The organism is Sphingomonas zeicaulis (assembly GCF_050433225.1).
In the GTDB taxonomy this organism is placed as follows: Bacteria; Pseudomonadota; Alphaproteobacteria; order Sphingomonadales; family Sphingomonadaceae; genus Sphingomonas_D; species Sphingomonas_D zeicaulis.
In genome coordinates this window covers 1309077-1324118 of sequence record NZ_JBNPXQ010000001.1, presented here as the reverse complement: position 1 = coordinate 1324118, position 15042 = coordinate 1309077, and the positions used below count along the sequence as shown (strand labels likewise).

10 protein-coding genes are annotated in these 15042 nt (G+C 66.1%); 1 reads left to right on the top strand and 9 read right to left on the bottom strand.

The genetic code is table 11. The features are described 5' to 3' along the window. Positions 1-5: 5 nt before the first annotated feature. The gene (locus FHS96_RS06255) at positions 6-1331 is read right to left on the bottom strand and encodes a M24 family metallopeptidase (protein WP_429588615.1); all 1326 of its coding nucleotides are present in this window, start codon (positions 1329-1331) and stop codon (positions 6-8) included. Positions 1332-1579: 248 nt separating this feature from the next. Here FHS96_RS06255 and FHS96_RS06250 point away from each other — a divergent pair, with 248 nt between their 5' ends. Beyond that, positions 1580-2101 (top strand): MarR family winged helix-turn-helix transcriptional regulator, encoded by a 522-nt coding sequence (locus tag FHS96_RS06250; protein WP_429588614.1) that lies wholly within the window; start codon positions 1580-1582, stop codon positions 2099-2101. Between the two features lie 86 nt (positions 2102-2187). Here FHS96_RS06250 and FHS96_RS06245 read toward each other — a convergent pair whose 3' ends face one another. The 8 genes from FHS96_RS06245 to FHS96_RS06210 form a co-directional block, all read right to left on the bottom strand. Further along, positions 2188-3567, bottom strand: coding sequence for an amidohydrolase family protein (locus FHS96_RS06245; protein ID WP_429588613.1), 1380 nt, complete (start codon positions 3565-3567; stop codon positions 2188-2190). 40 nt (positions 3568-3607) lie between these two features. After that, the gene (locus tag FHS96_RS06240) at positions 3608-5314 is read right to left on the bottom strand and encodes a DUF885 domain-containing protein (protein ID WP_429588612.1); all 1707 of its coding nucleotides are present in this window, start codon (positions 5312-5314) and stop codon (positions 3608-3610) included. After that, positions 5314-6621: an NAD(P)/FAD-dependent oxidoreductase gene (locus FHS96_RS06235; protein ID WP_429588611.1), complete on the bottom strand. Its 1308-nt coding sequence runs from the start codon at positions 6619-6621 to the stop codon at positions 5314-5316. Before FHS96_RS06235 ends, FHS96_RS06240 begins: the two co-directional genes overlap by 1 nt. Before the next feature lie 14 nt (positions 6622-6635). Further along, complete coding sequence (locus FHS96_RS06230; RefSeq protein WP_429588610.1) at positions 6636-7535, bottom strand: bile acid:sodium symporter family protein; 900 nt, start codon at positions 7533-7535, stop codon at positions 6636-6638. 14 nt (positions 7536-7549) lie between these two features. Then, positions 7550-8029: a DUF3830 family protein gene (locus FHS96_RS06225; protein WP_429588609.1), complete on the bottom strand. Its 480-nt coding sequence runs from the start codon at positions 8027-8029 to the stop codon at positions 7550-7552. Between the two features lie 9 nt (positions 8030-8038). Then, a complete protein-coding gene (locus tag FHS96_RS06220; protein WP_429588608.1) occupies positions 8039-9706 on the bottom strand; it encodes a DUF885 family protein in 1668 nt (555 codons plus the stop codon). A gap of 1 nt (position 9707) precedes the next feature. Next, positions 9708-11948 carry a S9 family peptidase gene (locus tag FHS96_RS06215; protein WP_429588607.1) on the bottom strand — a complete coding sequence of 747 codons (2241 nt, stop codon included), beginning with the start codon at positions 11946-11948 and terminating at the stop codon, positions 9708-9710. A 71-nt stretch (positions 11949-12019) separates the two neighbouring features. Continuing rightward, positions 12020-14878: a TonB-dependent receptor plug domain-containing protein gene (locus tag FHS96_RS06210; RefSeq protein WP_429588606.1), complete on the bottom strand. Its 2859-nt coding sequence runs from the start codon at positions 14876-14878 to the stop codon at positions 12020-12022. Positions 14879-15042: the final 164 nt, after the last annotated feature.

Sequence of the window (15042 nt, the reverse complement as noted above, 5' to 3'; positions counted from 1 at the left end):
TCCGCCTATTTCACCAGAAGGATGCGGCTGTTGGCCGGATAGCTCCATTCGAAGCCGCGTTCGGTGACGACGCCATTGTCCTCGAGCGGGATCTTGATCTTGCGATCGCCCCATTCCGGCACGACAGTGTAGAGGAACAGCTCGATCGACAGGAAATTGCTCGGGCGCAAGGTGTAGGTCATGCGCAGCGGGTTGAAGTCGGCCATCGAGGGGCCCGACCCGTGGCCGAGATCGCCGACCGAATGGCTGCCGATCACCACATCCGACACCTTCGGATCGGCGCTGGGATCGTCATAGCGGCCGAGCACATAGCCCTTCGTCGCGGCGACCTTGCGGTTGACCGCCGCCAGCGCATCGCCCGCAGTCACGCCCGGGCGGATCTCGTCGAGGATCATGCGGCGAATACCGAGCGCGCGATCAAAGGCGCGCTGGACGCCCGCGGGCGGTGCATTCTCGCCGGGCTTCAGCACATAGGCCATGCGCTTCATGTCAGTGTAGCTGAGCTGGTAATTGACGCCCCAGTCCATCGTGATCAGGTCACCCGGCTGGATGACATGATCGCCCGAGGTCGGCCCGCGCTCACCCGGCCCCAGCACATAGATGCTGGGCAGGCCGAAGGAATCGCCTAGCCCTTCCTCCTGCAGCCGCTCCATCATCCACCAGGCGACATCGCCGGTGGTGGTGTGGCCGGGGCGGATCACCTCGTTGGAGAGCGCACGTTCGGCGATGGTGCGCGAATATTCGCCGGCGCGGGCGAAGGCGGCGATCTCGGTCATGGTGTGGCGTGAACGGACGTCCGACACGAGCTTCTCGGCGGAGACCAGCCGCGCGGCGAAGGTGGCGCCGAGCGTTTCGCGCAGTTTCTCGTGCAGCGAATGGCTGAGGCCGTCCGCCGCGCCGATCTCGTTGGCGACGTCGATGCCGATGCGCTTCGGGTTCCGCTCCGCGACGAAGCGCTGCACGGTCGCCGGATCGCCCTTGATGTCGTAGAGCGGGCACTGGTCGAACGCGGCGCCGCCGATGCCCAGCGCCGCACGTTCGATGCGGCCGCCACCGCGATCGGTGAAGACATAATAGCCGATGTCGCCGACATAGCCGCCGCCCAGCATCGCCGCGTTGGGATCGGCATGGCCTTCGCGGCTGGCGACCAGCCACATGTCGATGCCATTCTCACGCATGGCCTGCGGCAGGATCTGGTCCAGCTTGTCCTTGCGGATCTGGCAGAGCTCATCCCAGCGGCGCTTCGCCTCGCGCGCCTGGGCCGGCGCCAGCATGGCGGCGCCCAGCGCGATCATGGCCCCCGTTCGCAGCACGGCACGTCGCATTGTCATATTCTTTCTCCCCCGATGACGTCACCGCCGCCCCTTCGGCACGAACGGTCAACAACAAATTTCACATGAATTTCATCATATCGCGTTTATAGGCTGCGTCATTAGGTTACGAACATAGGCATTCAGCCTCTTTCGCCGACCGGATAATGCGTGCAGAAACATGTGCATTCGGCTCGTTCTCCCGTCCCGCCCAATGTTGCAAGGCCGGGCAACAGACGGGTTCGACAAGCGTTTCAAGTGAGGGCAAGATGGCGACCAAATCGACAAAGAACTCGCCGGGCATGGCAGAGGATGAGATGAGCCAACAGAGCCCCTACGATCCGAGCGCGCCGGAATTCCGGCTCGAAAACTCGCCCTTTTACCAGATGGCGCACGCCGACTTCAAATATCACGAAGACATGGACAAGGTGCTGCACAAGCATGGCGTCTCCAAACCAATCTATCGCGTGATGACGGTGCTGCGCGAACGCCAGCCGGCCAGCATCGGCACGATAGCCGAAGCCGCGCTGACCAAGCGTTCGACGGTGAGCCGCATCATCGACCGCATGGTGGAACAGGGGCTCGTCAGCACCGAGCCCAATGCGGAGGACAATCGCATCACCGAAGTCACGCTGACCGCCGCGGGCCAGCAGAAGCTGCGCAAGCTGACCCCGATCGTCGGCCGCCAGTTCGTCCGCGCGATGGACGGCATCAGCGAACGCGACATTGCCCACCTGCTCAAGACGTTGCAGAAGATCAGCGCCAATCTGAGCAAGTTGCCGATCGAGTAGGGCCAGCCGCGGCGCTCGTTCGGCTTGCGCCGAAGGCCCCCATCCCAACCCCTCCCCTGAAGGGGAGGGGCTGAAATGGGCTCGCCTCAGCGGGCGGAGCCGTCGACCACAAGCTTGCCGTCGGCGATGACGTAGCGCACGTCGCGCAGGTTCTTCAGCGCGACGAGCGGATCGGCACCGACGACGAGGATGTCGGCGATCTTGCCGGATTCGATCGTCCCGAGCTTGTCGCCCATCCGCATGATCTGCGCGCCGACGCGGGTGGCCGAGGCGAGCACGTCGGCATTGCTGAGGCCGGCCTGGTGAAGATAGTCGAGCTCGCGGAAATAGGCGTCCGGATAGCGGACCTCGTTCTCGAACGGGATGTCGGTGCCGACGCCGATCGGCACGCCTGCGCGGAACGCCTCGGTCACCTTCTTCAGATGATCCTGCTGGTTAATCACGAAGCGGCGCGAATGAGTGTGATAGAACCCGCCGGTCGGGATCCCCGCGGTCGGGTAGCCACCCTCCAGCAAATTGTCGAACGCGCCGATCGTGGGGACGAAGGCGGTCTTGTGCTGCTTCATCAGCGGCACCGCCCGGTCGCTCATCGCCAGCGGATGTTCGAGCGTGTCGACGCCGGCCTCGATCGCCCAGTCGGTATAGACGCCATAGCTGTCGATCGCCACCGGCACGCCCAGCGAATGCGCCTCGTCGATCGCGGCGGCCAGTTCCTCCTTGGCGGCCGGGGCGCCCAGCTTGATCCAGTCGGCAAGACCGCGGATCTGCTGGCGGACGGCGGCGCGCCATTCCCACGGGCCATTATATCCGCGTGTCTCGCCACCCATGCCGGGCTTCTCGCGGCCGGTGGCGGTGGAGGTGACCTCGTCGCCATGGCCGCCGGTGGACGAGATGATCTTGCCGCTCCACAGCACGCGAGGCCCGCGAATGATACCGCGGTCGACCGCTTCCTTGATGCGCAGCGCGACGTCATCCATCGTGCCGACGTCGCGCGCGGCGGTGATGCCGGCGGTGACGAGCTGGTTCGCGAGCGCGGTGCCGCGGATCGCAGCGGCGGCTGGACTGTCCGCATATTTGCCCATGTCGGGCCCGCGCTGCTGGGTGAAGTGGATGTGGAGGTCGATCAGCCCGGGCAATATGTACAGCCCGGTGGCGTCGATCCGTCGCGCGACCGTGGCAGGCAACGGCGTGCTGGCGGCCGGACCGGCGGCAAGAATGCGATCGCCCTGCGTTACCACGACCGCATCGCGGATCGCCGCCCCACCCCGCCCGTCGAGCAATGTGCCGCCGACGAGCGCCACGATCGGCTCGCGGCTGCGATCGACCGGCGGGATCGGCACGCGCCGCACATCGTCGCTGGTTTCGGGGATCGGCCGATCCGCCATCGCGATGCCGGGCACGATCAGCGCCGCCCCCGCCAGCATCACCGCCATCCGCCGCCACCCGCGCGCACCGCCGATCTTCATGCCCAACCCCTTTCGATTGATGATCATATCTGCCCCCGATCTAGCGCTGCGCGGCGATCCAGCCGTCCACCCGCCGTTCGAGAATTGAGAGCGGCAACTGACCCTGCGCGAGGATCAGATCGTGAAAGCCGCGAATGTCGAAGCGATCGCCCAGCGCCGCCTCCGCACGCCGTCGCAGTGCGACGATCTTGAGTTCGCCGACCTTGTAGGCGACCGCCCCGCCCGGCGCGCCGATATAGCGCGCCAGTTCGGTGTCGATGTTGATGTCGGCCAGCGCCGTGTTCTCGACGAAGCAGGCCCGCGCCTGCGCGTGGCTCCAGCCCATCGCGTGAATGCCGGTATCGACGACCATCCGGCACGCGCGCCACATCTCGTTGGAGAGCGCGCCGAACGCCTCATAGGGATCGCGATAGACGCCCATCTCATGCCCGAGCCGCTCGGTGTAGAGCGCCCAGCCTTCCCGGAAGGCGAGCAGATCGCGCTGGCGCCGGAACGACGGCAGATCGGGCTGTTCCTGCGTGATCGCGGCGTGGGTGTGATGGCCCGGCGCCGCCTCATGCAAGGTCAGCGCCGGCACTTCGTAGAGCGGCCTCTGATCGAGGTGAGAGGTGTTGACGATGAACCGGCCCGGAAAGCCCTTGCTGAAGTCGCCGCCGCCCGAGCGCGCGGTGGTATAGCCTTCCTCCAGATCGGGCGGCACTGGCTCGACCGTGAAGGGCTGGCGCGGCAAGGTGCCGAAGAAGCGCGGCAGCACGCCATCAATCCGCTTGGCAGCCGCGCTATATTTGTCGATCAGCTCCTCGCGGCTGCGCGCGTAGAAGCGCGGATCGGTGCGGAGGAAGCGCAGCCATTCGGCGAAGCTGCCGGTGAAGCCACTGGCCGCGATCACCCGCTCCATCTCGCCGCGGATGCGCTTGACCTCGGCGAGGCCCATCGCGTGGATCTGCTCGGCGCTGTAATCGGTGGTCGTGTAATAGCGCAGCAGGAAGTCGTAATAGGCGCGGCCGCCCGGCACCGCGGCGATGCCCAGCGCCTGTCGGGCGCGGGCGCGATAGGGCCCGTCGATATAAGCGAGCGCCGCGCGCTGCGCCGGCCGGATCTCGCGCTCGATCAACGCCCGCGCCTCGGCGCCCAACGCCGGATAGGCGGCGAGCGGGGCCAGCAGCGGATCCTCGCCCGCCGGCCGCGCGATCTGCTTGCGCAGCACCGCGGCCGCGACGTCGACGACCAGCCCGGGCTGCGTCCAGCCGGTGGCGATGCCGCGTGCCAGATTGCCGCGTTGCGCCGCGAAATAGGCGGGCACGCCGCGCAGCCGCTCGACCCAAGCGCGCGCCTGCGCTTCGTTCGCCACGGTCACGCCGCGCGCGGTCTGGTAGGGCGTGTTGTAGAAGCCCTCATGCGCGACGAAGGCGAAGCGGCGCTCGTCGAAATCGATGCCCTCGATCCGCCAGCGGATCAGGCCGAGCAGCACGTCGCGATTGATCCGGCCTTCCTCGCCGAGCGCAGCGCCATCAAGCGCAGCCAGGCCGGTGGCGATCCGCTGCAGCTCCGCCTTGCGGCGCGCCATCGCCGCCGGATCCTCCTGTGGCCAGCCTTCGCGGGCATGCGAAGGGTCGGAGCGGCCGGCCTCCATCGGATAGTCGGCGGAGAAGGCCTCATAGCGCGCGATAAGACCGGGCAACCCCTCTGCCGAGGCGGGGGCAGCAACGACCAAAGCCGCCGCGAGGAGGATGCGGAAGCTGCGCATCAGTTGGACAGATAGGCTATCGACATCAGCAATTTGGGCACCAGCGTGGCCGCGGCGTGGAAGCGGATGGGCCTGGGCGCGCGCATCGGCACCGCCAGCGCATCCCGATCGCCCCGCGCGAGCATCGCCGCCATGCCGATGCCGATCGACGTGTTGACGGTAATGCCGCGACCATTGCACGCCTGGATCGCGAAGGCGTCGTCGCCAAGCTCATAGACCTCGGGCAGCAGCGACGGATTGACCCACGCAGTGCCCGGCCAGAGATAGGCGATGCGCGGCTCGGGCATCGCTGCAAAATGCTGCTTGAGCCGCCGCTCTGCCTCGCGCAGCCCGGCCTTCTCGCCGCGCACGAGGAAGGAGGCGGCGAAGGCGGAGATCAGGTGGCCGACGCCATCGAGCCGCGCGGTGAACAGATAGGGAACCTTGTCCGTGAAGGCGCCGCCCATCGGCATGATGAACCGCCGCTGTTCGGGCGAGAGCGGGGCGCTGGCGAACTGCATGACCTGAAGCGGCAGCGCGGTGCGGCGCAGCGCCGGATGCAGCGCGGCGTTGCCACCATTTGCAGCCAGCACCAGCCGCCGCGCGGTCACTGTGCCGCCGGGGGTCCGTGCCTGCCACTGCCCACCCACGCGGGTCAGCGTGACGACCGGGCTGCCGGCGAACAGCCGCGCCCCCGTCTGCCCCGCCGCGCGCGCCAGCCCGCGCGAATAAGCGAGCGGGTTGAGGCGGCCGCCATCGGCGAAATAGAGCGCGCCGCAATAACGACCGGCGCCGAAGGTGGCGCGTGCCGCCTCCGCCTCGATGAAGCCGACATCATAGCCGCGCGACCGCCATTGATTGGCGTAGCGGCGCTGGTTCTCGGCAAGCGCCTCGCTGTGCGCCGGGGTGTAGAACCCATCCTGATGCGCGTCGCAATCGATCGCGTGGCGCGCGATCAGGCCGAACACGTCGCGCGCGGAATTGCCGATCATCTGCGTCAGCCGCGTCGCCGCCTGCCGGCCGATGACGCGGCCCAGCGTCTCCGGCGTATGGCGGATGAAGTCAGGCGCGATCACGCCGCCGCTCTGGCCGCTGGCGCCATCGCCTACCTGGCCCGCTTCGAGCAGCACAGTATCGACGCCGGCCTCGGCCAGATGCAGCGCGGTGGTGTTGCCGGCGATGCCGCCGCCGATCACCAGCGTGTCCGCCTGCACGTCTCCGGCGAGCACCGGCAGCGCCGGCCCGGCGGGGGCTGTCGCCAGCCACAGAGATGAACCGGCGGGCGGCGCGAGAGGGCTCGCGACGTCCGCTTCACGCGACACTTTCATCAATCGGTCTCTGGTTATGCGGTTGCGGGTGCCGGCGCGCCCTCACGCCCCGTCCGCCGCGCGATCGCGACGAACGCCAGCACGAAGCACAGGGCCACCGGCGTGTTCATGATCATCGGCAGCGACATCTGGTTGTTGCCGACGATGGATACGGCGATGAAGATCGCGGTGCCTTCCTGGCGCATCAGATGCTCGACACCGATCGCGATATTCTCCCGCCGGGTGAACCCGGCGAAGCGCACGATGCTCATCACGACGATGACCATCACGAGGTTGAGCGCGACGGTGATCCAGAACAGTGCGCCGAGATTCTGGCGCAGCACCGGCACCTGATCGAACAGGATCACGCCGAAGGAGGAGAAGAGCACGATCGTCGCCGCGTTCTTGACGTAGCGCTTGGCCCGGATCGCGAAATCCGGCCACAGCGCGCGGATCGCGAAACCGGTCGCCGCCGGCAGCACCGTGATCGAGAAGATATCCCAGAAGAAGGAGGCGAGCGGCACCTTCACATCCGCTTCCAGCCCCATGAAGTGGAGCAGCGCAAAATGCGCGTAGAAGGGGATGACGAGGATATAGATCATGCTCAGCAGCAAGGTCATCGACATGGACAGCGCGAGATCGCCCTTGGCCATGTCGGTGAACAGGTTGGAGAGCATGCCGCCCGGCGTCGTCGCCAGCAGCACGAAGCCCACCGCCAGCGCCGGGGTCGGCGCGACGGTGACCGCGAGGGTGATGCCGATCAGCGGCGGCACCACCAGCATCGAGCAGACGCCGAAGATCAGCGCCCGCTTGTTGCGGAAGACGTGAGCGAAATCATTGGCGGTCAGCGACAGCCCCATAGCCGTCATGATCGCCACGAGCGATCCCGGCAGCAGCCAGTTCCCCAGGAGCGACATCAGATCGGCATAGGTCATCGCCGGCGCCTCCCTCAGCCCAGTTCGATCGAGAAGCTGCAGGCGCCGTTGCGCCGGATGGTGCGGCAATCGGCCTGCGCCTTGGCGAGATCTTCGGCCACGATACGCGCGCAGACATTGGCCTGGATCCAGCCGAACGGCATCAGCAGCCGGCCGCCCGAACCATAGAAGACGCCGATGTCGTAGAAATTGCCCGGCGGCAGGCCGCGCGTGCTGCCCGCGGCGAGATAGGCGAGGACGATGTCACCGGCGTCCGGATAGGATGTGGCGTTCTCGGCCGGGATCGCCGGCTGGGCCATGCCCTCCGGCAGCGCCGCCGACGGCATCGGCACCGAGATTTCCGGGCCGGTCCAGATCGCGTGCATCGCCTCGAAGCTCGCCTTGCGCTCGGCCAGATCCCACAGGAAGGCGCACGAGGCGGGCGCCGCCGCATCGAGCAGTTCGCACCGCGCGTCGAGCCCCGATTTGGGTTCGGTAAAACGAATGATACGCATCGATGCCACCTATTCCTTGGCCGTCATGGAGAGATATTCCTGCTTCAGCAGGGCGATCGGCACATTGCCGTTCTGCCAGAGATAATCGTGGAAGCGGCGCAGATCGAACGCCTTGCCTTCCCGCACGCGCGCCTCTGACAGGAATTCCAGCGTCTGCAGCTTGCCGATCTGGTAACTGATCGCCTGCCCCGGCGCGGCGGCGAAGAACACTGCTTCCTCTTCCGCGGTGGCGCGGTCCATCGGCACCATCGCTTCCAGATAATCCGCGGCCTGGGCGATGCTGAACTGGCCGAGCGCGAGCTTCACATCGACCTCGACGCGCAACGCGCGCAGGCGGGCGAAATTATACACGATCTCACGGCTGCGCGGCGCATCCGCCCACAGCCCGGCCTGCAGCATCATTTCTTCGGCATAGAAGCCGGTGCCCTCATTGGCGGCGCTGTCATAATAATGGCGGCGCAGCTTGTTGGGGTTCGCCCAGCTCATCGCGAGCTGGAAATAATGGCCGGGCACGCCTTCATGGACGATGATCGGACGCGGATCGCGGGTGATCGAGAGGTTGAAATAACCGAGCTTCGGCGACGGCTCCGGCAGATAGACGGTCGCGTCCTGCCCCAGCCGCGACGGGCCGGTGAAGTCGAAGGTGCGGCCCAGCCAGCCGATCGGCGCGAGATAGGCGGGAAAGCCCTGCCCGCGATAATGGCCCGCCCAAGCCGGAATGGTCAGCAGGCGCTGATCGGTAAGGAAGCGGCGGACCGCCAGTTCGTCCGCGTCGAGCTTCTTGACCACCGCGTCGAGCGAGGCGCCGATCGGAAGTTCGGGCACGCCCTGGTTGCGGTTGCGCTCGACCTCCTCGAACTGGACCGCGCGGGTCCATTCCTGGCGGCCCATGACGAGCAGTTGATCGGGCGTGTAGGGATAGAGCGCCACTTGCTCCAGGAAATAGCGGTAGCCCGCCTCCCCCACCGCGGTTTGTTCGGACAGGCCGGCGCGGTGCGCGCGGAGATGATCGGCGAAGGCGGCAAAGGCCGGGATCGCCTTCGCCACCGCCGCATCGAGCCGGCGGCGCCGCGCGGCATCGGCGAAGGGCTTCAGCCCCGCCGCCATGCCGGTGAGGCTTTCCGGCACCTGCGCGAGCTGCCCCAGCGCGACATCGACGAAGGGGCCGCGCATATCATCGAGGTTGGTTCGCCCTGCCGCGAGCGTGGCGGGTGCGGCCTCGAGCAGGCGGACGACACCGTCGATACGGTCATGCGCGACAGGCGGCGGCGGCAACAGCAGTTCGAAGATCGGGTTGAGCGCCTGCGCCACATAGAAATGCGGCTGCCGGCGCCAAGCCGCGACCGTGTCCAGTTCCCAGTGGACGCGCGCGAAGGCGGAGCCGAGCAGGCGATAATCGACGGTTTCGGAGACGCTCTGCGGCGCGGCCGCCAGCGCCTGCCAGCGCGCCTCGAACCCGGCGAGGTCCGCGCGCTGCGCCTTGACCGCGGCGGGCGACCAATCCGGCACCCACGCCTTCGGCCGCTCGATGCGCGGGATATCGTCGCTGCTGGCGGGCTGGGTCTTCGCGCGCCACGCCCAATAATCGGCGCCGAGCGCCTGCACCGCCGGCTGCGCGGCGGCGGGCGCCGCCGACAGCATGGTCGATGCGATCAGGATCAGCGCGGCGCGCAGCATGTCACTTCTTGTTCTTCACGTTGCGGTCGAAGAATTCGACCATCTTCTTGAAGGCGAAGCGGGTCTGCACAATGCCCTCATTGTCCCAGCCATGATTGGCGCCGGGCAAGGTCACCAGCTCGAACATCTGCTGGTTGGCGATCATCTTTTCCGTCAGCGCCACCGTATCCGAATAGAGCACCACCGGATCGCGCGTGCCGTGGATCAGCATCAGCGGATCCTTGACGCCCTGCACCTGGTAGAGCGGCGATTGCGCCTCGTAGCGGCCGGGCATGTCCGGACCGTCCGGCGGGCCCATGATCCACATCTGCGACGGATAGGCGTGCCACACATTGGTCGCCGGCGCGCCGGCAATGCCCGCGGCATAGACATCGGACTTCTTGGCGAGCGACATGATCGTCATCAGCCCGCCATAGCTGGAGCCCCAGATGCCGACGCGGGCCGGATCGACATAATTCTTCGCGACCAGATAGCGAACGCCGCTTTCCAGATCGTTGATGTCCATCGTGCCATAGCTGTGCCACTGCGCCTGGTTGTGCTCGCGACCCTGCCCCCATGATCCGCGCAGATTGACGTTGAGCACGATATAGCCCTGCGCGACGAAATACTGGTCCAGCCCCCAGGTCGGGTGCGCGCGGCGGCCGCCCCACTGGTTCTGCACCGCATCCGAATAGACCGAGCCGACGATCAGCGGATAGCGCTTCGACGGATCATAATTGGCCGGCAGGCTGACGCGGCCGATCAGCTTCTGGCCGTCGACATGGCTCGGGAACTCGACATAGCCGGTGTTGCTCCACGTCTGCGCGTAGAATTCCGGCTGCGGCGATTTGGTGACCTGCGTCGCGCGGCCCGGCTTCGCGGTGTCGATCATCGTCAGTTCGGGCGGCATCGTGTCGCTGCTGAACTGGCTGGCGACATGGCGGAAGTCCGGCGACCAGACCGGCTGGTTGGTGCCCGCGGTCTCCGGCGAGATGCGCTGCACCGCGCCGCCCGCCAACGCCACGCGATAGAGCTGCCGTTCGGGGATGTAGGATTTGTTGGCGACGAAATAGAGCTGGCGCTTCGCCGCATCGACCTCGAACGAGGCGATTTCCCATTCGCCGCTGGTGATCTGGCGCGGCGCGGCACCCGCGCTGCGCTGGTGATAGAGGTGCAGCCAGCCGTCACGATCGGTGAGGATGATCAGGCCGTCGTCACCCGGCGCCCAGGCGACCTGCCAGTCCGGCCGGATATGCTTCGGCTCGCGCAACTGATAGAAGGTCTCGCGCGTGCCGGAGGCCACATCGAACATGTAGATCGTGTGTTCCTTGGCCTCCATGTCGGAGCCGCTGACGAACAGCCTTTTGCCGTCATGCGACAGGCCATAGCCCCAGATATGGTGCTTGGCGTCCGGCCGCTCGTAGAAGCGGGTCTCGCCCGAGGCGAGGCTGACGACGCCGATGCGCGCCCTGGTGGTCTCGTCCCCCGGGAAGGCGCGGATCACGCGATTGTTCTGCAGCCCGCCCTTGGCGTAGAAATAGATATCCCGCTCAGGCATGGCGCGGTCATCGGCCTGCTCGAACGCGATCGCCTTGCCGTCGTCGCCCCACTGGAAGCTGTCGACATAGATCTTGGGATCGTCCTCGCCGGCGACGCGGCGGGCGACATTGCCGCCCTTCGCGGTCACGTCGCGCACCCAGAGCAGCCCGCCCAAGGTCACGCGGTTGCGCGTGTCGACCGGATTGCCCGAAACGAAGGCGAGTTTGCTGCCGTCGGGCGAGACGGCGAGCTTGCGGATCGCCTGCTTGTCGGTCTCGACCGCGGTGACGGTGCCGTCCGCCTCGCGGATGTTGAGCGCGCCGCCAACGGTGAAGGCGACGCGGCCCTTGTCGAGGAACACCGCCTGCATCACGCCGGGGCGCTCCGCCTCGGGCTTCGCATCCTTGCCGAGGAAGGTCAGGCGGGTCTTCCGGCCGGTCTTGATCGAATAGGACCAGACGTCGCGGAAGGTGTAGCCCTCGTCATTCCACAGGAACAGCACGGTGCCGCCATCGGCAGACCAGGCGAAATTTTCCGGCGTGGTGCCGATCAGCGACTTGAACTTGTAGAGCTCATCGAGGGAGAGGCTGGTACCCGCGACTTGCGCGGTGCCCTTCGCCGGCTCATGCGACTGCGCGAAAGCGGGCATCGCTGCCCCCATGCCAGCGGCCATCAGCAGCGCCGCTGCCGAAACGCGGCAGCGGAAAAGGCGAGACTTGATCATCGTACCAGTACCCCAACCAGAAGCTTTGCCGGCAGGGATGGCACCCCGCCACCCTTGCCGGCACATCAACCTTAGAACTTCGTCCGGAAGCCGACGGTGAACCGGCGACCGATCGCGTCATAGGTTTCCCGCTCATAGAGCTGGAACGGCGGATCCTTGTCCGTCAGGTTGTCGATCGTGCCGAAGAAGCTGAAATTCTCGTTCACGTTGAAATAAGCGGTGACGTCAAAATAGTTGACTGTCCCCGTCTTGGGCACGGCGAGCAGCGGCGCCGGGGCGCCATTGGCCTTCGCCGCGGCGATGCGGCCATCCTTGGCCGAACCGATGAAGCGATGGCGCACCGAGAGCTGAAGCTGGTCGATGCTCCAGGTCAGGCGCTCGACGAAGCGCCAGTGCGGATTGGCGCTGCCACACGACCCCCCGCCGATATAGCCGGCGCAGTCGACCGCCGGGACCACCGGGCTGCTCTGCGTGGTGTTCTTGATCAGATAGCTGCCGGCGATGAAGTAGCTCAGCTTGCCGAGATTGCCGATCTCGCGCGCATAATCGAGGCGGAAGTCGACGCCGGACGCCTTGATCGCCGCGATGTTCGCGTTGAGCAGCGACACGTCATAGAGTTGGCCGTCGGGCGTGCGGTGGTTGAGCGGCGCGCAGAACGGGTTGGCGAGCGACAGGTTCTGGGCGCAAGCCGTGATCGTCGGCTGCAGACCGCCGCCGAACACCGCGATCGCACCGTCGATCTTGATGTTGTAATAATCGACGGTGAGTTGGAGGCCGGGGATGAACGCCGGACGAAGCACGCCGCCGACCGACCAGGTATCCGAGGTTTCTTCCTGCAGGTTCGGATTGCCGCCGGTAATCGCGCGGATCTGGGTGTTCTCCTGCTGGAACACGTCGATCACGCTCGCCGGAACGCCGAGCTGGAGGCAGAAATCGCGCTGTGCGGCGGTGCGCGAAGGCAGCGCGTTACAGAAGTCGGTTGCCTGCGGGGCGGTGTTGGTCGCACCCGAATAGAGCTCGATCACGTTCGGCGCACGCACCGCGCGCTGATAGAGGCCGCGCAGCTTGAAGCCCTCGACCGGCGAATATTCGCCGCCGGCCTTCCACGACACCACTGAACCCGCGGTGGAATAGTCGGAGAGGCGGATGCCGCCTTCGAACGCCAGCAGGTTGACGAACGCCATGTCCGCGAGCAGCGGCACATAGACTTCGCCATAGACTTCCTTGACGTCGAAGCTGCCGCCGGTCGGCTGGATGCCGGCCGAACGCGACAGTGCCTTGCCCTCGACATAAAGCTGGTCGGGGCGGAAATCCGAACTTTCCTTGCGATATTCCGCGCCCACCGAGATGCCGACATCGCCGGCCGGCAAGGTGAACAGCGTGCCAGTGACCGTGGCGCCTGCCTGCCGCTGCTTGACGGTCGTGACGTTGGTGAGATCGGTATAGATATAGTCGATCATCTCCTGCGTGAGCGAGCCGAATCCAAACGGATTGATCGTGACGCAGCGCGGATCGGCGACTGCGCAATCATAGGGATTGCTCGGGTTGGTCAGGAAGCTGTTGGCGAAGTTCTGGATCAGCACGCCACCGCCCTGAAGGTCGGTGATCTTGCTCTTGCCCTGGTTGTAGAAGACTTCCCACTTCAGCCGTTCGGTCAGCTTGCCGCGCAGGCCGACGACGCCGCGATAGAATTCGCGGGTCTGGTCGCTGGTGCGGTCGCCACCTTCCACCAGACGACGGTTGATATTGAGGGTGACGAGATTGTTGCCGTCCTGATCGAGATTGGTGCTGAGGAAGCTCCGCAGCGACGGATCGAGATAGGGGTTGCGCAGATCGAGCTGGAAGCCGGGAATGAAGCCCGAGCTCGACATCGGTACGGCGCCCAGCGTCGAGTTGATCTTGTTATGGACATAGGCGCCTTCCCAGAAGGCGGTGATGTTCTCCGTCAGGTCGAAATGGCCCTGCACCGAGGCCTGCCAGCGCTTCATCGGCATCTGCAGGTTGGTGAAGGGGCGATCGTTGAAACCGTCAGCAGTGGTGTACGCACGCCAGCCCTCGGGCGCGAAGAAGATGCCCGCGGTGCCGATGCGGTTGCCGAACTGGTCGATCTTGCCGACCAGGTTGGGCGTGAAGATCGTACCCTGCGGGGTCACGCCGTTGCCGCCCGGCACCAGCACGCCGACGCCATTCTGCACGGCATCGACCAGATAGAGCGAGGCATGGTCGCGCGCGGCGCCCTTCACCTGGGCGCGATCATAATAGCTTCCCGAGAAGGTGATGTTGCCGCGGTCGCCGGCAAAGTTGGTGCCCGCGGTCAGCTCTAGATTGTAGCGCCGCGAGTCACCCTCGTCACTGATGCCCATCTGGCCACCGGCTTCGATGCCCTGAAAATCTTCCTTGGTGACGAAGTTGACGACGCCGGCCATCGCGTCCGAACCGTAGACGGCGGAAGCGCCGCCGGTGACGACCTCAACGCGCTGGATCAGCGCGGTGGGGATCATGTTGAGGTCGACGACGCCATCCTGGCTGGAACCGACGATACGGCGGCCGTTCTGCAGCACCAGGGTGCGGACGGTGCCGAGATTGCGCAGGTTGACGGTGGCCGAGCCATTGCCCGCGTTGGACTGACCGCCGGCGCCGGCAACCGCCTGCGGCAGCGCGTTCAACAGCTGCTCGGTCTCGATCGTGGCGGTGAGCTTGATTTCTTCCTGGCCGATCACGTTGACCGGGCTGTTGGAATCGACGTCCGGCCGCGGGATGCGCGAACCGGTGACGACGATCTCGCCGCTCTCGGTCTGACCCGATGCGATCTCCGCAATGTCGGCCGGCGCAGCATCCTGCGCGAACGCGGTGCCGGTGACGAGCATCGCCACCATCGTCGCGGCGCTGCCCTTCAGCGCCGCACGCACAACCATACCCCTGTTGCTCATTCGATTTCTCCCCGAAATGCCTTCACCCCTGCGGCGCTGCTCATCGGGAGCGTCGATGCGCCCCCTGTTATTCGTGAACAGTTGTGTGATTTTGATCATATCTGCCGGAGCCGGTCAACGGCTGTTTATCGGAAAGGAGAAATCTGTCACTTTATCGACACATC

Bases quoted from the DNA above. Each gene is read 5' to 3' on its own strand.
- FHS96_RS06230 (WP_429588610.1), bottom strand. From the start codon at position 7,535: ATGACCTATGCCGATCTGATGTCGCTCCTGGGGAACTGGCTGCTGCCG.
- FHS96_RS06210 (WP_429588606.1), bottom strand. From the start codon at position 14,878: ATGAGCAACAGGGGTATGGTTGTGCGTGCGGCGCTGAAGGGCAGCGCC.
- FHS96_RS06255 (WP_429588615.1), bottom strand. From the start codon at position 1,331: ATGACAATGCGACGTGCCGTGCTGCGAACGGGGGCCATGATCGCGCTG.
- FHS96_RS06240 (WP_429588612.1), bottom strand. From the start codon at position 5,314: ATGCGCAGCTTCCGCATCCTCCTCGCGGCGGCTTTGGTCGTTGCTGCC.
- FHS96_RS06215 (WP_429588607.1), bottom strand. From the start codon at position 11,948: ATGATCAAGTCTCGCCTTTTCCGCTGCCGCGTTTCGGCAGCGGCGCTG.
- FHS96_RS06225 (WP_429588609.1), bottom strand. From the start codon at position 8,029: ATGCGTATCATTCGTTTTACCGAACCCAAATCGGGGCTCGACGCGCGG.
- FHS96_RS06250 (WP_429588614.1), top strand. From the start codon at position 1,580: ATGGCGACCAAATCGACAAAGAACTCGCCGGGCATGGCAGAGGATGAG.
- FHS96_RS06245 (WP_429588613.1), bottom strand. From the start codon at position 3,567: ATGAAGATCGGCGGTGCGCGCGGGTGGCGGCGGATGGCGGTGATGCTG.
- FHS96_RS06220 (WP_429588608.1), bottom strand. From the start codon at position 9,706: ATGCTGCGCGCCGCGCTGATCCTGATCGCATCGACCATGCTGTCGGCG.
- FHS96_RS06235 (WP_429588611.1), bottom strand. From the start codon at position 6,621: ATGAAAGTGTCGCGTGAAGCGGACGTCGCGAGCCCTCTCGCGCCGCCC.